15 protein-coding genes, 1 tRNA gene and 2 pseudogenes are annotated in these 17,131 nt (G+C 57.6%); 7 read left to right on the top strand and 11 right to left on the bottom strand.

Going from position 1 to position 17,131, the window contains the following annotated elements; all coding sequences use genetic code 11:
* Nucleotides 1–156: 156 nt before the first annotated feature.
* From ACFCXQ_RS02780 to ACFCXQ_RS02735, 10 genes and pseudogenes are all read right to left on the bottom strand, one after another.
* On the bottom strand, nucleotides 157–567 hold the full coding sequence (locus ACFCXQ_RS02780; protein ID WP_379554519.1) for a DUF3035 domain-containing protein: 411 nt from the start codon (nucleotides 565–567) through the stop codon (nucleotides 157–159).
* Nucleotides 567–1,115, bottom strand: a complete 549-nt coding sequence (gene lspA / locus ACFCXQ_RS02775) for a signal peptidase II (protein WP_379552859.1) — start codon at nucleotides 1,113–1,115, stop codon at nucleotides 567–569. The genes ACFCXQ_RS02780 and lspA overlap by 1 nt, the downstream gene beginning before the upstream one ends.
* Nucleotides 1,112–4,117: an isoleucine--tRNA ligase gene (gene ileS / locus ACFCXQ_RS02770; protein ID WP_379552857.1), complete on the bottom strand. Its 3,006-nt coding sequence runs from the start codon at nucleotides 4,115–4,117 to the stop codon at nucleotides 1,112–1,114. Before ileS ends, lspA begins: the two co-directional genes overlap by 4 nt.
* Before the next feature lie 10 nt (nucleotides 4,118–4,127).
* On the bottom strand, nucleotides 4,128–5,066 hold the full coding sequence (locus ACFCXQ_RS02765) for a bifunctional riboflavin kinase/FAD synthetase (protein ID WP_379552855.1): 939 nt from the start codon (nucleotides 5,064–5,066) through the stop codon (nucleotides 4,128–4,130).
* Nucleotides 5,066–6,280, bottom strand: a complete 1,215-nt coding sequence (locus tag ACFCXQ_RS02760) for a dipeptidase (RefSeq protein ID WP_379552853.1) — start codon at nucleotides 6,278–6,280, stop codon at nucleotides 5,066–5,068. Before ACFCXQ_RS02760 ends, ACFCXQ_RS02765 begins: the two co-directional genes overlap by 1 nt.
* Nucleotides 6,277–6,837, bottom strand: a complete 561-nt coding sequence (locus ACFCXQ_RS02755; RefSeq protein WP_379554517.1) for a dihydrofolate reductase — start codon at nucleotides 6,835–6,837, stop codon at nucleotides 6,277–6,279. The genes ACFCXQ_RS02760 and ACFCXQ_RS02755 overlap by 4 nt, the downstream gene beginning before the upstream one ends.
* Nucleotides 6,817–7,881: pseudogene (locus ACFCXQ_RS02750) on the bottom strand (5-(carboxyamino)imidazole ribonucleotide synthase); the annotation flags it as partial. The pseudogene ACFCXQ_RS02750 and the gene ACFCXQ_RS02755, both read right to left, overlap by 21 nt.
* Complete coding sequence (gene purE / locus ACFCXQ_RS02745) at nucleotides 7,881–8,372, bottom strand: 5-(carboxyamino)imidazole ribonucleotide mutase (protein WP_379552851.1); 492 nt, start codon at nucleotides 8,370–8,372, stop codon at nucleotides 7,881–7,883. The pseudogene ACFCXQ_RS02750 and the gene purE, both read right to left, overlap by 1 nt.
* A gap of 1 nt (nucleotide 8,373) precedes the next feature.
* The gene (gene gpmA, locus ACFCXQ_RS02740) at nucleotides 8,374–9,063 is read right to left on the bottom strand and encodes a 2,3-diphosphoglycerate-dependent phosphoglycerate mutase (RefSeq protein ID WP_379552849.1); all 690 of its coding nucleotides are present in this window, start codon (nucleotides 9,061–9,063) and stop codon (nucleotides 8,374–8,376) included.
* A gap of 135 nt (nucleotides 9,064–9,198) precedes the next feature.
* Complete coding sequence (locus ACFCXQ_RS02735; protein WP_379552848.1) at nucleotides 9,199–9,345, bottom strand: hypothetical protein; 147 nt, start codon at nucleotides 9,343–9,345, stop codon at nucleotides 9,199–9,201.
* 124 nt (nucleotides 9,346–9,469) lie between these two features.
* Between ACFCXQ_RS02735 and ACFCXQ_RS02730 the strand changes: the two genes are divergently transcribed.
* The 5 genes and pseudogenes from ACFCXQ_RS02730 (at nucleotide 9,470) to ACFCXQ_RS02715 (ending at nucleotide 14,672) form a co-directional block, all read left to right on the top strand.
* Nucleotides 9,470–9,544: transfer RNA gene (locus ACFCXQ_RS02730), tRNA-Thr, on the top strand.
* A gap of 55 nt (nucleotides 9,545–9,599) precedes the next feature.
* Nucleotides 9,600–9,731, top strand: a pseudogene (locus ACFCXQ_RS14700) (IS6 family transposase); the annotation flags it as partial.
* A 335-nt stretch (nucleotides 9,732–10,066) separates the two neighbouring features.
* Nucleotides 10,067–12,553 (top strand): tetratricopeptide repeat protein, encoded by a 2,487-nt coding sequence (locus ACFCXQ_RS02725; protein ID WP_379552846.1) that lies wholly within the window; start codon nucleotides 10,067–10,069, stop codon nucleotides 12,551–12,553.
* 32 nt (nucleotides 12,554–12,585) lie between these two features.
* Nucleotides 12,586–13,050, top strand: a complete 465-nt coding sequence (locus ACFCXQ_RS02720; protein WP_379552844.1) for a PH domain-containing protein — start codon at nucleotides 12,586–12,588, stop codon at nucleotides 13,048–13,050.
* Nucleotides 13,047–14,672, top strand: coding sequence for a PH domain-containing protein (locus ACFCXQ_RS02715; protein ID WP_379552842.1), 1,626 nt, complete (start codon nucleotides 13,047–13,049; stop codon nucleotides 14,670–14,672). Before ACFCXQ_RS02720 ends, ACFCXQ_RS02715 begins: the two co-directional genes overlap by 4 nt.
* A 76-nt stretch (nucleotides 14,673–14,748) precedes the next feature.
* Here the strand turns inward: ACFCXQ_RS02715 and ACFCXQ_RS02710 are convergent, their stop codons facing one another.
* A complete protein-coding gene (locus ACFCXQ_RS02710) occupies nucleotides 14,749–15,042 on the bottom strand; it encodes a GNAT family N-acetyltransferase (protein WP_379552840.1) in 294 nt (97 codons plus the stop codon).
* A 63-nt stretch (nucleotides 15,043–15,105) separates the two neighbouring features.
* On the opposite strand from ACFCXQ_RS02710, the gene ACFCXQ_RS02705 reads away from it, so the two are divergent.
* On the top strand, nucleotides 15,106–16,113 hold the full coding sequence (locus ACFCXQ_RS02705; RefSeq protein WP_379552838.1) for a threonine aldolase family protein: 1,008 nt from the start codon (nucleotides 15,106–15,108) through the stop codon (nucleotides 16,111–16,113).
* Nucleotides 16,110–17,024, top strand: a complete 915-nt coding sequence (locus tag ACFCXQ_RS02700; protein ID WP_379552836.1) for a DMT family transporter — start codon at nucleotides 16,110–16,112, stop codon at nucleotides 17,022–17,024. Before ACFCXQ_RS02705 ends, ACFCXQ_RS02700 begins: the two co-directional genes overlap by 4 nt.
* The last annotated feature ends 107 nt before the right edge of the window (nucleotides 17,025–17,131 follow it).

The following is a 17,131-nucleotide window of genomic DNA, read 5'->3' as shown; positions in this document are numbered from 1 at the left end:
CACCGTCTAGGTGACCGCAAGCCCAAGGGGCGCCCGCAGGCCCGTTAGGGCCGAGGATATCGCACGACGGAGGTCGTGCGGAAAACAAGCAATCTTCGGCGCTTGAGGCTAAACAAAAACCCGCGAGGATGACCGCCCGGAGGGGCGGTCGCCAAACTAAGAAGGTATAACCGCTTGCGCGGCTTGCCCATCCCCTTCTGGGGCCGCAATAATATCGCGCGTCACGCGCCCTTTAGCGACTGTGTTGGTTTGCGGATCACCCACTGATGTGCGGATACCCGGCGCAGCGGCGCCAGCACGGTCAAGCGCGCTCGTCTCGATTTCGCTGCGCGGTGCAGGGCCGCCAAACAGTGCTTCGAGCGCTTGCTCAGCTGCAGTGCCATCGGCGGGGCGCGGCGCACCAGAAGAAGGTGGCACAAGGTTGAAATCTGGCGGAACCACGAGAGGTGCCTGACGTTGGACCGCAAACTCATCTGGCCGCTCACGATCAAGGAAACCGCCGCCGCCGCAGCCAGCCAGAAGCGTCGCGCTCGCGCCGAGCAGAACAAAGGAAAGTCGCTTATTCATCATAATGTCTCCGCGGGTTTTTCCGCTGTCTGGTCTATTGGTTCGTCTGAAACTTCATCATCATTGTCGCTGAAAAAGAAGGAGCGGACAAGGATGATCACGACGCCGATGGTGATAGCAGCATCGGCGACGTTGAAAATGAGGAAGGGCCGAAACTCGCCGAAATGCAGATCGGCATAGTCGATGACATAGCCCAGATTAAAGCGGTCGCGAATATTGCCCAGCGCGCCGCCCAAGATAAGCGCCAGCCCGAGGATTTCGCCCAGGACTTTCTCGCGCAGCATCCAGATCGTCACGACTGCCGCGATCAGGCCAGTCACTGCTACTAGCACCCAGCGCATTTCTGTGGTGGTCGCCTCAAACATGCCGAGCGACACGCCGAAATTCTGCGTCCAGCGCAGGTCGAAAATGCCGATCAGCTCAATCACGCCGCGCTCGCGCAATTGCAGCGGGCCGACGACCCACCATTTGATCAGTTGATCTACGCCAAAGATGCTGAGCGCGACCACAATGCCGATGATCCGGTTGCGCGTAAGAACTTCGCTCATGAGGCGGCATCCAATTCAGCCACGACCGTATCGCAGCGACCGCATAGCGCGCCGTCTTCGGCCACTTCCGGCAGCAGACGCCAGCAGCGGCCGCATTTGGAGAAAGTTACACGATCGGCGTGAGCTATGACTTCCCACATCTCTTCACTGCCCTGAATATGAGAGGCATATGAACCTGCGGGACTACTGCCATGTGTCCAGCAGTCTGCTCCTATTTCGACGTTTGCGACCATCAATAATTCTGGCAAATCAATCCCCTCGAGATAAGGAATTTCCAGTCCTGCAGGGGTTTGGAGCCAGACCTTTGCTTCTAAACTCGACTTAATATCTTTACTGCGTCGAAGAGATTCAATCGCGACGTTGGCGGCATCCCGAATGCCTCTCAAGTATGTCCACTTCTCTATTAGCTGCTTGCTATCTGGGACATGAATAACGCTTGGCCAGTCGAGCAGATGCACGCTGCCGCCCTCGGGATAGCGCGTGGTCCAGACTTCTTCTGCGGTGAAGACGAGCACTGGCGCGGCATAGCGCACTAGCGCGTGGAACAGCAGGTCGAGCACGGTGCGATAGGCATTGCGGGTGGTGCTGCTTTCGCCGTCGCAATAGAGCGAATCTTTGCGGATATCGAAGAAGAACGCGCTTAGGTCTTCATTACAGAATTCCACCAGTAGGCGGACGTATGTGTTGAAATCATAGGTCTCGAGCGCGGTGCGCAGCTTGCCATCGAGATCTGCCAATAGCGCGAGCACATAAAGCTCCAGCTCAGGGATTTCGCCAGCATCGCCCATATCGCCGACAAATCCATCGAGCGCGCCGAGCAAATAGCGGAAAGTGTTGCGCAATTTGCGGTATTGATCGCCGACACCTTTGAGGATTTCATCGCCGATCCGGTGATCTTCCGTAAAGTCGACCGAGAGCGCCCACAGCCGGATGATATCCGCGCCATATTGCTCCATGATCTTCAGCGGATCGATGGTGTTGCCGAGCGATTTCGACATTTTCTTGCCGGCCTTGTCCATGGTGAAACCATGCGTCAGGATGGCATCATAAGGCGCACGGCCGCGCGTGGCGCAGCTTTCCAGCAAAGACGATTGGAACCAGCCGCGATGCTGGTCCGAGCCTTCGAGATAGAGGTCAGCGGGCCATTGCTGTTCGGGCCAGCGCCCGCTTTCCAGCACAAAGGCATGGGTGCAGCCAGAATCGAACCACACGTCGAGAATGTCAGTGACCATTTCGAAGTCTTGCGCGTTGTGATCGGGACCAAGGAACTCCGCTTTGCGGCTCTCGTCCCAAGCATCGACGCCCTCTTCGCGCACCGCGGCGATCACGCGGGCGTTGACTTCGGGGTCTTGCAGATAAGTGCCATCGGGCCGCACAAACAAGGTGATCGGCACGCCCCAGGCGCGCTGGCGTGAGAGGACCCAGTCAGGTCGCCCCTCAACCATGCTTCCAATGCGGTTGCGGCCCTTTTCGGGGTAGAATTTGACGCGATTGATTTCGGACATGGCGCGTGCGCGCAGCGTGTCGCCCTTTGCCTTGGGCAATTCGCTCCCGACCGCCGCATCAAGGGCTTCGGGTGAGGCGGAGTGGAGCGAAGAGACCGCCGCCAACTCTTTGTCCATCGGCACAAACCATTGCGGGGTGCAGCGGTAAATGACCTTGGCTTTGGAGCGCCAGGAATGCGGATAGGAATGCTTGTAATCCGCGCTCGCGCTAAGCAATGCGCCCGCCTCGCGCAGATCAGAGCAGATGGGTCCGTCCGGCGCATTGAATGGCTTGTTGATGACGGCGCGGCGGCGCTCTTTGCCGTCTGCATCTTTGTCATCCGCGCCGAGCCAGCCCCAATCATCGCGATAGCGGCCATCATTCATCACCGCGAATTGTGGTTCGAGCCCGTTGGCGCGGCACAGATCGAAATCGTCCTCACCGTGGTCAGGCGCCATATGGACAAGGCCAGTACCTGAGTCGGTCGTTACAAAATCGCCCGGCAGGAAGGGGCGCGGGTTGGCGTAAAACCCGCCGAGATGGTGCATGGGGTGTTTCGCGACGGTTCCGGCAAGGTCGGAGCCTTTGCACGACCGCAAAATCTCAAAGCCAACCCCGCCGGCTCTTGTGGCGAATTCGTCCACAAGGTCCGCAGCAATAACTATTTTGGACAGCTCAACAGCAGGCGGTGATATTGCCTCACCCCATTTCATGTCACCACTGCTGAAACGCCCCAGAACATACTCAACGTCCGCCCCATAAGCGATCGCCTGATTAACCGGGATCGTCCAAGGCGTCGTCGTCCAGATCACCGCATGCGCGCCGACCAGCTCCTCGATCGGGCTTTCAGTGATTTCAAACGCCACATCGATCTGCGTCGAGGTGATATCCTCATATTCCACCTCAGCCTCGGCCAGAGCGGTCTGTTCCACCGGGCTCCACATCACTGGCTTTGACCCGCGATAGAGATTGCCGGCTTCTGCAAATTTCATCAACTCAGCAACAATCGTCGCCTCAGCCTGAAAATCCATGGTGAGATAGGGATTGTCCCAATCGCCCATCAGGCCCAGCCGTTTCAGCTGCTCGCGCTGAACATCGACCCAGCCTTGCGCATAGGCGCGGCATTCGGCGCGAAATTCCTTGGGTGGAACCTCGTTTTTATTCTTCTTTTTCTTGCGGTACTGCTCTTCGACTTTCCACTCGATGGGCAGGCCGTGACAATCCCAGCCCGGCACAAAGGGCACATCTTTGCCCAGCAGGGTCTGGCTGCGGATGACCATATCTTTGAGCACGCGGTTGAGCGCATGGCCGATATGCATGTCGCCATTCGCGTAGGGCGGGCCGTCGTGATAAATAAATTTCTCGCGGCCCGCGCGTTCCTCGCGCAGCTGCTCATAGACTTTCTCATCCTGCCACCGCTGCAAAATGCCCGGCTCCTTTTGCGGGAGGCCAGCCTTCATCGGAAAATCGGTCTTCGGTAGGAAGACGGTGTCTTTATAGTCGCGTTGTTCAGTCATGTTGCTCAGTTTAAGTTTGGGCGGCGCTTAGAAGCCTTCGCGCTTCCTCGCAATCCTTCTCCATCTGTGCGGTTAATTCATCAAGGCTATCGAATTTGGCCTCGCCGCGCAGGAAGTGGTGGAATGCTACCTCGATTTCCTGACCGTACAGGTCGCCGGAAAAGTCGAAAAAATAGGGTTCGAGCAGTTCTTTGGGCGGCTCAAATTGCGGCCGGATGCCGACATTGGCCGCGCCCATCAACTCTTGTCCCGTCGCGAGCACGCGGCCTGTCACGGCATACACGCCGTATTTGGGCCGCAGATAGCTTTCGAGATTGAGGTTCGCGGTGGGATAGCCAAGTTTGCGCCCGTTCTTGTCGCCATGTTCCACGATGCCGCGCACCGCGAAAGGCCGGGTGAGCAGGCGCGCAGCCTCTTGCGGGTCGCCTTCGCGCAAAGCCTCTCGCACGCGGCTGGAAGAAATCGCGGCATCACCATCGATCACTGCGCCGACGGTGCGTGATTGCAGTCCTATCTCTGCGCCAAAGCCCTTGAGCAGATCGACATTGCCCTTTGCGCCTTTGCCGAAGGAGAAGTCTTCGCCGGTCACCACGCCATGTGCGCCAAGTCGCTCGATAAGCACTTTTGTGATGAAGTCTTCCGCACTGGTGCCGGATAGCTCGGCGTCGAAATGGAACACCAGCATGGCCGTGGCGCCAGCGGCGAGATAATGCTCTTGGCGTTGTTCCAGCGTAGTTAGACGGAAAGGCGGCGTGTCAGGCCGGAAGAAGCGGACGGGATGCGGATCGAAGGTTGCGATAATGCTGGGGCGGCCCTCGGCGCGGGCCCATTCAATCGCTTCATTGGCGACCGCCTGATGGCCCAGATGGAAGCCATCGAAATTGCCCAGCGCAATGATCGCACCGCGCAAGGGATCGGGCGTGACTTCGCGGTGATCGAGCCAGCGCACTAGCTTTCCGTTCCCTCGGCCGTATCTTCTGAAGCTTGCGGCAGCTCCGCCAACGGGATCATACCCTGCCCAAGCACGCGCATTGCATTGCCGCCCATAATCGCGCGGATTTCTCTTGCCGTGAAGTCAGCGTCCATCAATGCCTGCGTAATATGGATGACGCCCGCTGCGTCAAAACGCACTTCGACCGCGCCGTCATAATCACTGCCCAGCGCGACATACTCAATCCCGACAAGATCGCGAATATGCGCCATGGCGCTCACCACATCCGCTGGTTCTGTGCCGCAGACCGCGCCCTCCCAATAGCCAACGCCGATAATACCGCCGGTGGCCGCAAGGCCGCGAATTTCCTCGTCAGTGAGGTTGCGATTGACCTCGCAGGTGGCTTGCACGCCGCCATGGCTGGAGACGACCGGGCGCCGCGCCATGGCCAGCACTTCGGCTACGCCTGCTTTGGAGAGATGCGCGATATCGATGATTATGCCCCTGTCTTCCATCGCGCGCACTGCGGCGCGGCCAAGATCAGTCAGCGGGCCTTTTTCCTCGCCATGCATTGATCCGGCGATCTCATTATCAAAGAAATGGGTGAGGCCCGCCATCCGCACGCCCGCGTCATAAAGTGCATCGAGATTGGCAATGTCGCCTTCCAGATTGTGCAGGCCCTCAACACTGAGTAGCGCGCCAACCGGCTTAGCTTCACCTGAGCGTGCAGCAATCAGCGCGCCGAGTGATGGGGCGCTATCAACTTTGACCATCGCGCCGTCAGAACCGGCGACTGCACTGTCCAGTTTCTCACCATGATAGAGCGAGCGCTCAAGCAGCGAAGTCCATGTGCGAATTGGCTGTAGCTGCGCAATTGCGAGCAGCGTGATATTGTCGCTATCCGCGCTGTTATTGTCGTAATTCTGGTCCTTCGGCGTTTTGGTTGGGCTAGAGAACACTTGCAGGCCGACATTGCCCGCTTGCAGGCGCGGCAAGTCGACATGGCCTCTGTCGGCGGCGTCAAGCATAGAGCGCTTCCACAGCAGCGTGTCAGCATGGAGATCGACGATGAACAAGTCTGCATGGAGCGTGCGCGCTTCGTCTGAAACCGGGGGCAGCGGCTTGCCATCCACCGTGTTCATACTGCGCTCGGTCATGCCGGGGGCGAGTGTGAAGACCGCAATCGCAGCGACGACGAGCAGCAGCAAAATGCCAATGAGAAATTTCTTCATACCGCTTCCAATTCCTGCCGGTAGGTGAGGAAGGAGTAGGCTGGGCGGGTCCCCTCCGCGTCAAAGTCTTCACGCATGGTCAACTCCCACCCGGGCCCAAGCGCAGGCATGAGCACATCGCCCTCATAATCGGCGTGGATTTGCGTGACTTCGGCGCGGCTTGCATGGCGCATAAAGACATCAAAAATCGCGGCCCCGCCGATGATGGCGACCTCGCCATTGCCTGCGAGAGCGAGTGCTTCTTTGGCCGAATGCGCGATTTCTGCGCCATCGCCCGACCATTCATCACGCCGGGTCAGCACAATATGGCGGCGGCCGGGCAGCAGGCCGGGCAGGCTCTCAAAGGTCTTGCGGCCCATGACCATAGGTTTGCCAAGCGTCAGCGCTTTGAAGCGTTTGAGATCAGCGGGCAAATGCCAGGGCAGCGTGCCATCGCGCCCAATCACGCCATTGGCCGCGCGGGCATAGATCAGGAACAGTTCCTGTGTGGTTGCTTCTATGCGAGGTTCGTGACCGGCAATCAATTTTGCCGATGCCTCGGGAGCGCCGCCGCCCACATAAGTCACATGGCCCATCTTGCGGCCATCCTTCGCATCCGCCTTGCCATAGAGGTGCAAATGGGCGCTCGGATCGTCGAGCAGCGCCAGCGCCCCTTCGGCAGGTTTGCCAATGATGTTGCGCATTTCGACCTTAGCGGCGACGCTGCTGGTGTCGCCTAAAGGCAGACCAGCGACCGCGCGGATATGGTTTTCAAACTGGCTGGTGGCCGCGCCTTCGATGGTCCAATGCCCGGAATTGTGCACGCGCGGGGCCATCTCGTTAAAGACGGGGCCTTGCTCGGTCGCGAAAAACTCCAGCGTCAGCACGCCGACATATTCAAGAGCATCCGCCACTTGTTTCGCCAGCGCGCGCGCCTCGTCAAGATGCTCGGCGATCAGATCGCCTGGCGGAAGAACAGTGCGCGCCAGAATGCCGTGCTCATGCTCATTGCGCGTGCTGTCCCAGAAGCGGATCGCGCCATCTTGCCCGCGCGCCAGAATGACTGAGAATTCGGCATCGAACTCCACAAAGCCCTCATAAACTGTGGGCACGTCAGGCAGATCGAGCGCCTCTACGTCGTCTGCGTTGGCGAGGCGCCACTGGCCCTTGCCATCGTAGCCATCGCGGCAGGTCTTGAGAATGCCGGGCATGCCGATTTGCTCGATTGCGCTGTCCAGATCAGCGCGGCTTTCGACGGCGCAAAACGGGGCAGTGCGCCCTCCCAGCTCGACAACAAAGCGCTTCTCATTGAGGCGGTCCTGCGCGGTCTCCAGCGCCCTGCGCGGCGGATGCAGGCGCGCGCTCGGCAAGGCATCAATGGCGGCAAGTGGGACGTTTTCAAACTCCCAAGTGATCACATCACACTTGGCCGCGAAGCTTTCCAAAGCCGCGGGGTCATCCCACGCGTTCTCGAAAAATTCAGCGCAGACATCGGCGGCAACATTGTCGCCTTGGGGTCCATAGCCAATGCAGCGATAACCCAATTGCGTGGCGGCTACGGCCATCATGCGGCCTAATTGGCCGCCGCCGAGAATACCGATTGTCCCCCCGATGCGCAGCATTAGTCGACCGGCGTCTCGCCCACGGCATCGCTGCGTGCCTGACGCCACGCCTTCAGCCGCTGCGCAAGGGCGCCATCGCTAACCGAAAGGATGCTCGCCGCGAGCAGGCCTGCATTGGTCGCGCCAGCCTCGCCAATCGCCAGCGTGCCCACGGGCACTCCGGCGGGCATTTGTACGATCGAAAGTAAGCTGTCCTGACCCGACAGCGCTTTGGACTGCACTGGCACGCCAAGCACGGGGAGATGGGTCATCGCCGCGACCATGCCGGGCAAATGCGCGGCGCCGCCGGCCCCCGCGATAATCACGCCAAAGCCATCACTCTCTGCTGCCTTGGCAAAGGATACCATGCGGTCAGGCGTCCGGTGCGCAGAGACGATCTGCACATCATGCTCGACGCCCAGCTCTTCCAGAATATCGGCCGCTTTGCGCATGGTTGGCCAGTCGGACTGGCTGCCCATGATAATCGCGACTTTTGGAGTGGCGGCGCTCATCTCATGCGCCCTTGAGATAATAGCGCTCGCCCAGCGGCTTCATATCATCGTCAAAGTCGTAAATTATTGGCTGACCAGTGGGAATTTCCAGACCGGTAATCTCTTCATCGGAAATGTTTGAAAGATGTTTCACCAGCGCGCGCAAGCTGTTGCCATGGGCTGAGATAATCACGGTCTCACCGCTCGCCAAAACCGGCAGAATATCGCTTTCCCAATAGGGTAGAACTCGCTCAATGGTCAGTTTGAGGCTTTCGGTGTAAGGAACGTCAATCCCTTCATAGCGTGGGTCGGCACCCGGATCATATTCGCTGCCCGGCTCCATGGGCGGCGGCGGCACATCGAAACTGCGGCGCCAGATATGGACTTGTTCATCGCCATGCTTGTCGCGGGTTTCTTGCTTGTTGAGGCCCGTAAGCCCGCCATAATGCCGCTCATTAAGACGCCAATCCTTAGTCACTGGCAGCCATAAGCGTCCGGCAGATTCCAGCGCCAGATTGAGCGTTTTGATCGCGCGCGTTTGAAGCGAGGTGAAGCAGGCGGTTGGCAGCACGCCTTTCTCTGCCATCAACTCGCCTGCTGCGATGGCTTCGGCAACGCCTTTTTCCGTAAGGTCAACATCCCACCACCCGGTGAAACGGTTGGCGAGGTTCCATTCGCTCTGGCCGTGGCGAACTAAAATGAGCTTGGGCATTGTTTCTCCGATGATCCGCGCTGCGGATCAGATCAAGTCCGCCCACTCCCTCCGCCCTTCCACCCGGATGATTTTCGGATACGATCCGGGTGGAAGGGCGGAGGGAGTGGGCGGCGTGGCACTTAGCGTAAAACTCTAACCTTGCGGACCCTTTTTGGAAAGGCCTTCACCGCACGAATCGCTCAATTCTCTGCTCTGCGACTTTCGCCGGCGCAGATTCTCGCGCAATTTCGCGGCCAGACGCTCTTCCTTGGTTAGTTTCTTGTCGGTGTCTTCACTCATAGGAAACGCCTTGCAGCTAATGGCTCAAATGCTCAAGTAGCGAAGCGTAAGCTTAGCAAAAACGCTTCAAGCTTAGCTTGACAATGACGCGCATCACAACGATAGGCGCGCGTCTTGAACAGGCGCCGCGGTAGCTCAGTGGTAGAGCGCACCCTTGGTAAGGGTGAGGCCGAGAGTTCAATTCTCTCTCGTGGCACCATTATTCTGAGGTTTTTTGTTTCCGCAGCACCTCCGTGCTGCGATATCCTTGCGGCTTGCAGAAGTTCGCGTCGGTTCATGCGAATGGGTACAACCATTTCAATTCAGAACGTCATCTGATCGATCGCCAAACTTACAAGACCCGCCGCTTAGCCGCCTTGGCCGAGTGGCAAACTCTTATGGCCTGAATAAAGGCGAGGGTAGGGCGCTCTACGCCTAGGAGAGACGAGTTCGCATCCGACTTACACCACCCGTCGGAAGCCATGCATCTACCTCAAAAGTTGTGCGGACAAATTTGACCCATGTACCTTAAACTGTCAATATCAGTCGGATAATGCCGCTAAGGAATATGAATGGTGGCGATGAGTTCTAGGTGATTTAGCGAAACTGAGAGCGCCTACTTGGCGGTTGGTGATGAAAAATGCGCTTAAGGTATTGCCAAGCTGCAATTCCCCGCATCAATATGTGCTGGCCCATTGGATTATGGCGTAAACTCTTTTTTCCGAAGTATACCGATTTGTTGGTGACCAGAAATCTTGTAGCTCTCGTGCTAGCAGCGTTTATTGGCACATCCAGCATGGGTGCGGCTGTTAGTGCGGCAGGTGGACTACTCGCGGAAACCGGAGTGTTTTCAGACGATCTGCCCCCATCATGCCGTATTCGACTAAAGGTTGCGACCACCTTGGAAGAGGGCGCTGACCGATGCGCGGCTAGGCTAAAAGCTCTTCCGGAATCAACACTTCTTGCTATTGTTGATGATGACTTAAAGCTCGCGCGTTTTTACCTGCCGACGAGCGATATTGAGGACCTCGCCGAACAATTGCGAGGACGAAGCGGCGAGGCGCTTAAGGCCGCAGCAATTATGCTGGCGGCGACAAATGACGAGCCAATTGATCTAGCGGAGGTTTCCTCAGCGATCGGTTCAGCGAAACGGACAAAGAACTGGATCGCAATGGCCTACCTTGCTCACGCGCAATTTCTCTTGAGTGATGCGGATGAGAGCATTGCAACGCTACATGATAAGAGTGCTAGGACTGCTTTGTTTGCAAGCCATGCTGATATGGTTGGTTTACAATCACTCATCGCATTTGACAGAGGACAAGCTGCTTTCAGCCGACGCGCATACACCGCGGCGGAAGAAGACTTTAAAAGAGCGTTTGATCAATTTGTCGATCTGGGTGATCGATTCAGAGCGGGAAGGGCATGTTATCAACTTGGACTATCAGCAGCTGCACAAGCAAACACGACTTTCTTCGACTTATCTCGACTAGCCGAGGCGGCACGCGGCACAGTTCAAGAGCCTTGTTTGCTAACAGCCGCCATCTCTCGCGGAGGGAAAGAACAAGTCGATTACGAAGAGCTGTTGCGCCTCGGATCGGAACAAATTGAGACCGCTGAACGGCTTGGCTTCGTCGCTATGATCCCGAAGAGCTACAATACAAGGGCAGTGAACGCAAAACGAACGGGACAGTACGCCGATGCAATGAGCATGTATCAGAAGGCTCATGATAGTTATATACAAATTGGGGAGAACGCGATGGCGGCCGCCACCTTGGTCAACAGGGCAGTGGTATTTACCGAAATGGGCGATCCTGACTCCGCAATCCCCCTGATTGAGCGAAGCATCCCGATCATGCGCCGGTATGAGCCAGATCGCCCCGACATGGTTCTCAAGGCTCAGTATCAATTGGCCAAAGCGCATGCGATGGCGAATCGCCATGAGGCTGCTGCAGACTGGTTCGCGAAAGCAATGGAAACGAGCGCGGAACAGCCACACCGAAAATTCGACGGGCTGATCGCGGCGCGATATGCGCGCTCACTCTACGAAATCGGCGACTATGACCGCGCTTTCTTGACTGCGGAGATGGCGTCAAGAATCCTTCTTGAGCATGGAACTGCTGCCGATGAGCCTGAAGCAGCAGCCCTATTAGCATGGCTTGGCGCGCGTTATGTCGACAATGGGCGCACCGGACCTGCTCGTTCTGCGCTCTTTCGGGCTCGTGAGCTAATGAAGAGCGATGACGATAGCCGGTTCTACGCCTTGGACGCGCCGGGCGACCTTTACGCAAAGACCGACTACGCCGAGGCCATGGCTGGTATCATGAACGCCATGGGCCGCGATGATGAGGCAGCGCAATATGCTCTTGCAGCGCTTGAGCTTAACAGGCGTAGGCTTGAAGAAACTGGCCTGCGTTCAATTGCGAACGCAGAAACTCAGCTGGCACTAAAGGAGAGCGAGGCCTCTAATATTTTGATGGAGAAGGAATCCGCTTTGACTGCGTCGGAGCTGCGTGCCTCACGAATGCGAGCAGGTCTCAGTGCGGTCACGACAGCGCTGGCCATAGCGCTAGCTTTGTTCGCCTTTACCGCATTTCGCCGTCAGCGAAAATTCGCGCAGCAAAAGGACACATTTCTGGTTGAAATGCACCATCGGACCAAAAACAATCTGCAATTGCTAACGAGCTTGTTCAACATGGATGCACGCCGTGAAACCGACGTGAGTGATCCTAAATCGCATCAACGAGAGGCAGCCAACCGCGCTCGCACAATGGCTTTGCTGCACGACCATATCTATCTGCAGCCTAACGAGAATAGGAGCAAGATCGCACTTCAACCCTACCTTGAAAAATTGCTTGATTTGCTGGCGGAGAGCCTTGGACGAGAAGGTATCACGATTGATCATGACTTAGATGAGGTGAGCGTCGACCTCGACCGCCTCACACCGCTTGGCCTGCTTGTCAACGAACTGGTCACCAATGCATTTAAGCATGGCTTTTCTGAGGTTGGCGGCCGTATTGACGTTGTTTTGCACGATCGTGGAACACAGATTGAGCTCAACATTGTGGACAATGGTTCAGGGATTGATCCGTCAGAAAGGACAAAGGAAAGAGCTGGCCTGGGCTTGTCTTTGATTGATGATTTAGTGACGCAGCTTGAAGCAGAAAAGAGATTAGAAACAGGACCTGACGGAACAGTGTGGTCATTCACCATTGCCAAGCAAACCCGTTGAAACTGCGAACTGTGTTAGCTAGATAAAGCGGTATGGAAGATACTGAGCTTACGCTTTTGCACCCCAACCATGTGAAGGCGACGCGGCTTGTCGCAATTCTCATTAGCCTGCCCTTACTTGCCGGGGCGATCATCGCAGAGTTTGCCGCACCGCTTGTGCCGGGCCTCATCATCGTGCCTGCTTTGCTGATCTTGGCCTTCATCATTTTTCGCTTGCCTTGGCGGCGGTATCAGGCGCGCGGATACACGCTCGCCGAAGAGCGGCTGCGCGTAGTCAGCGGTATATTGTTCAGGTCTGACACGCTTGTCCCGTTCGGCCGGGTTCAGCACATTGACGTAAACCAAGGCCCGATCCAGCGCATTTATGATCTTGCCACGCTGACGGTGCACACCGCGGGCAGCCACAATGCCTCAGTGAATTTGCCCGGTCTGGCGCATGGTGATGCGACCGAAATGCGGGAGGCGATCCGCGCCGCGATCAAGCGCGATACAGCATGAGCGATAATGCGACTAATTTGGAGGGTGTGAGCGAAACCAGCACCGTTCAATTCGCTGGGGCAAAGCGCGCTCTGCTCAATCACTCGGCGGACCCTCAGCGCACTAATCCGAAGAGCTTCGCGGTGCGGGGCGTTGCCATGCTTGGCCAGCTCATTATTCCGCTCGGCATTGCTGCAGTCACCATCCTGGATGATGGGAAGTTTGGCGATTTTTTCATCTACGTTTTGCCGATCGCGCTGATCGCAGTCGGCTTTTCGTTCCTGATGGCATATCTCGCCTGGTACCGGCTCACCTATCAGGTGAATGAGGCCGATATTCGGGTCGAGGGCGGCATCATCAGCCGCACTGCGCGCTCGGTCCCTTATGACCGGATACAGGATGTCAGCCTCGAGCAGAAACTGATCCCGCGCCTGTTCGGGCTTGTTGAGGTCAAGTTTGAAACGGGGGCGGGCGGCGCTGATGAGTTGGCGCTGACATATCTGAGTGTGGATGAGGGCGAGCGATTACGCGAGCTTGTGCGCGCCCGGAAAAGCGGCGCTGAGGCTGGCGAGGGTGCGGGCACGCCGGTAACTGAAACCGAGATTGGCGAAGAGACCGAGCCATCCAACCAAGCTCCTATCTTTGCGATGGGTCCGCGCCGCGTCATTACCTTTGGCATCTTCGAGTTTTCGCTCGCCTTCATGGCGGTGCTGGCTGGTATTGCTCAGCAATTTGGCGATCTCTTGCCATTCGACTTATGGGACGTTGGCGGCTGGGAGGAGCGACTGGCTGGGCCGGGCGCGATGCTGGCAGGGCTAGGCCCGCTGGCTCAAGTGATTAGCGTGCTCATCGTGCTGGCGAGTTTGGTGGTGGTTGGAACTGTTGCGGGGCTCGTGCGCACTGTCTTGCGCGATTGGGGCTTTACGCTCACTCGCACCGCCAAGGGGTTTCGGCGGCAGCGCGGCCTGCTGACCAAGACAGATGTGGTCATGCCTGCGCACCGCGTTCAGGCGCTCAAATTCGGCACGCGGATCATCCGCCGCCGGTTCGGCTGGCATGGTCTTAAGTTCGTCAGTCTTGCACAAGATGCCGGCGCCTCCAGCCATGATGTTGCGCCCTTCGCCCAGTGGGAAGAGCTTGAGCCGATTGTCCGTGCTGCTGGATTTGAGCCGCCGCATGAGGATCTGGATTGGCATCGGGCGAGCGAGCGCTACCGCACGGACAGCGCGATCCTGACTTCGCTTTTCGCTTTGCCTATCGCAATCGGGACCGCCAGCATCGCGAACTTCACCGAGTTTGCATATGTTCACTGGCTGATCCTTGGCGGTGTTCTCGCGGTTGGCGCTTTGGTGGCTCAGTCGCTGTTCCAATGGCGGTTTGAGCGGCATGCGATTGATGGAACGCAGCTTTATTCTCGGCGCGGCTGGCTTGCTCCGCGTACTGATGTGGCGACGCGTGAAAAGCTACAATCCGCTGAGATTGCGCAAGGGCCAATCGCGCAGCGGCGCGGCTATGCCAGTCTGCAGCTCGGCCTTGCTGGCGGCAGCTTTGCGGTGAACGGCCTGCCTCTTGAGCGGGCGCAGGCCCTGCGAGCCGAAATCGCGCAGAGCATGGCTGTGCGTGACTTTAGCCATCTGATTTAGATGTGATCTGACCCTGTTTTAGTCCGCGCCACTGCAATATGGCTGCGTGCCCCGCATTGGACTTCTTGGCGCTAGGTTAAGCGCGCAAGTCGCTCCATGCCGGGTTACGGTCAAACCGAGCCGCCACATAGGAACATTGCGGGTTGATCTTAAAGCCCAAAGAACGCGCATCCGCGATCATCGCTGCGACCAATTTTGCCGCTATGCCTTTGCCGCCGATTTGCGGAGGAACCAGTGTATGCGTCGCGACATGCGCGCCGCTCTCGTCAAATTCCCATTCAAGCCGCCCGCAATGCATGCTGCCGCTTGCCTTGGCGATATATTCCCCGCCGCCGCTATGTTCACAATGCGTGATTTTGAGTTCGTTCATGGTGCGCCCTTTTATAGTCTGAACGGCTTGCCCTTATTTTTTTGAGCCTTATTGCCGTCATCGATGACTGCGACGAAACAATTCCTTTCGGACAATGCCGCCAGGGTTCACCCACAGGTCTGGGACGCGATGCGTCAGGCTGACCAAGCCGATACCCCCTATGACGGCGACTCATTGTCGCAATCACTCGATGCATCCTTTACTAACACATTTTCGCGTGAATGTGCAGTATTATGGGTGGCGACCGGGACGGCGGCCAATTGTCTGGCGCTCGGCAGCATGGCCCAGCCTCACGGCGCAGTGGTCTGTCACCGCGAGGCGCATATCGAAATGGATGAGGCGGGTGCGCCGGGATTTTTCCTTCACGGCGCCAAGCTGATTTTGGCTGAGGGCGAGAGTGCGAAGCTGACGCCTGCTGGCATTGCGGCGGCGATTGATCCGATCCGAGATGATGTCCATCAGGTTCAGCCGCACGCCATTTCGATTACGCAGGCAAGCGAATATGGCTGTTCTTACCGTCCGCAGGAAGTGGCTGATATTGCTGCGTTTGCTGAGGCGCGTGGGCTGGGTTTGCACATGGATGGCGCGCGTTTTGCCAACGCAACTGCGTTCCTTGGATGCTCGCCCGCAGAGGCTACGACTGGCGTTGATGCGCTCTCATTTGGCTGCGTAAAGAATGGCGGAATGAGCGCCGAAGCGGTGCTGTTTTTCGATCCCGAAAAGGCCGATGTAGCGCGCTATCGCCGCAAGCGTTCTGGCCATTTGCAGAGCAAGGGACGGTTTCTGGCAGCGCAGCTTGCGGCCATGCTTGAAGGTGATTTGTGGCTCAAAAATGCGCGCACTGCGAACGCTGCTGCAGCAGAAATTGCGGGGGCTTGCGAGGGTCGTTTGATGCATCCGGTGGAGGCAAATGAGGTATTTGTGCAACTATCGGCCGATGAGCGCGAGTCGCTGCGCGTCCAAGGCTTTGAGTTCTATGATTGGGGCGATGATGCGGCCCGTTTTGTGACCGCCTGGGACACGCGCGAGGATGATGCGCGCGGGCTCGCGGTGGCGATTGCAGGTTTGTGAGCGGCGGCGCACCCGTGCTGAACTGGCGCGTAATTCTTCCCTTTATCCTTACCGGTTCCATTTGGGGGTCAACCTGGTTTGTCATCACCGGACAGATTGACGGTGTGCCTGCGGCATGGTCGGTGTTTTACCGATTTGCACTGGCAACGCCCGCGCTGTTCCTCGCCGCGTTCTTAATGAAGCGGCGGCTCAAGCTGACGCGGCCCGAACATTTGCTTGCAGCGTTCGTGGGCATCTTTCAGTTCAGTGGCAATTTCCTGTTTGTCTATCACGCTGAGCTCTACGTAACCTCAGGTATTGTCGCGATGATGTTCGGCTTGCTGATGGTTCCCAATGCGCTGTTCGGGCGGATTTTCCTCGGAGAGCGGGTCGAAAGCGGTTTTGTCCTCGGCAGCATTGTCGCGATCATCGGCGTCTCGTTCCTGCTGTTCCATGAATGGCAGGCAAACCCCGATGCGGGCGTGATTGGCGGCAATGTTGGACTTGGGATCTTTCTAGCATTTGTCGGCATTCTCTCGGCATCCATCGCCAATGTAATTCAGGCCAATCCGACAGGGCGCGCCGTGCCCATGGTCAGCCTGCTTGCTTGGGCGATGCTCTATGGGACGGTGTTTGATCTGGGCTTTGCCGCGCTTACCGCCGGGCCTCCGCCGTTCCCGACGAGCACGTCATATTGGATGGGGATCGTCTATCTCGCGCTGATCGGGTCAGTGGTGACTTTCCCGCTGCATTATAATCTGGTGCGTGAAATTGGGGCTGGCCGAACAGCGTATAATTCGATCCTCACGATTTCTGTCGCGATGCTGATTTCGACCCTGTTTGAGGATTACAGCTGGACCATGCTCACTGCAGGCGGAATGGTGCTGGCGGTGATTGGGATGGTGTTGGCGCTAAGGGCGAAAATTAGGTGAGAAGGCTGGTTTTAGTGGCCGGGAAGGGTCCGGCGAACGGCTAGTGAGCCGCAAGGCCAAAGGCCGTCCGCAGCGATGCGATCTCTGATCGCGAGAGCGAGGATATC

Origin of the sequence: Qipengyuania rhodophyticola (assembly GCF_042493225.1) — a bacterium.
Classification (GTDB): domain Bacteria; phylum Pseudomonadota; class Alphaproteobacteria; order Sphingomonadales; family Sphingomonadaceae; genus Erythrobacter.
Note: the sequence above shows the minus strand (reverse complement) of the source record. Positions and strands in the feature narration are given on the sequence as shown.

What these genes read in the sequence shown, in the direction of transcription:
- ACFCXQ_RS02780 (WP_379554519.1), bottom strand. Translation starts at nt 567, where the DNA reads ATGAATAAGCGACTTTCCTTTGTTCTGCTCGGCGCGAGCGCGACGCTT.
- lspA (WP_379552859.1), bottom strand. Translation starts at nt 1,115, where the DNA reads ATGAGCGAAGTTCTTACGCGCAACCGGATCATCGGCATTGTGGTCGCG.
- ileS (WP_379552857.1), bottom strand. Translation starts at nt 4,117, where the DNA reads ATGACTGAACAACGCGACTATAAAGACACCGTCTTCCTACCGAAGACC.
- ACFCXQ_RS02760 (WP_379552853.1), bottom strand. Translation starts at nt 6,280, where the DNA reads ATGAAGAAATTTCTCATTGGCATTTTGCTGCTGCTCGTCGTCGCTGCG.
- purE (WP_379552851.1), bottom strand. Translation starts at nt 8,372, where the DNA reads ATGAGCGCCGCCACTCCAAAAGTCGCGATTATCATGGGCAGCCAGTCC.
- gpmA (WP_379552849.1), bottom strand. Translation starts at nt 9,063, where the DNA reads ATGCCCAAGCTCATTTTAGTTCGCCACGGCCAGAGCGAATGGAACCTC.
- ACFCXQ_RS02735 (WP_379552848.1), bottom strand. Translation starts at nt 9,345, where the DNA reads ATGAGTGAAGACACCGACAAGAAACTAACCAAGGAAGAGCGTCTGGCC.
- ACFCXQ_RS02720 (WP_379552844.1), top strand. Translation starts at nt 12,586, where the DNA reads ATGGAAGATACTGAGCTTACGCTTTTGCACCCCAACCATGTGAAGGCG.
- ACFCXQ_RS02715 (WP_379552842.1), top strand. Translation starts at nt 13,047, where the DNA reads ATGAGCGATAATGCGACTAATTTGGAGGGTGTGAGCGAAACCAGCACC.
- ACFCXQ_RS02710 (WP_379552840.1), bottom strand. Translation starts at nt 15,042, where the DNA reads ATGAACGAACTCAAAATCACGCATTGTGAACATAGCGGCGGCGGGGAA.
- ACFCXQ_RS02705 (WP_379552838.1), top strand. Translation starts at nt 15,106, where the DNA reads ATGACTGCGACGAAACAATTCCTTTCGGACAATGCCGCCAGGGTTCAC.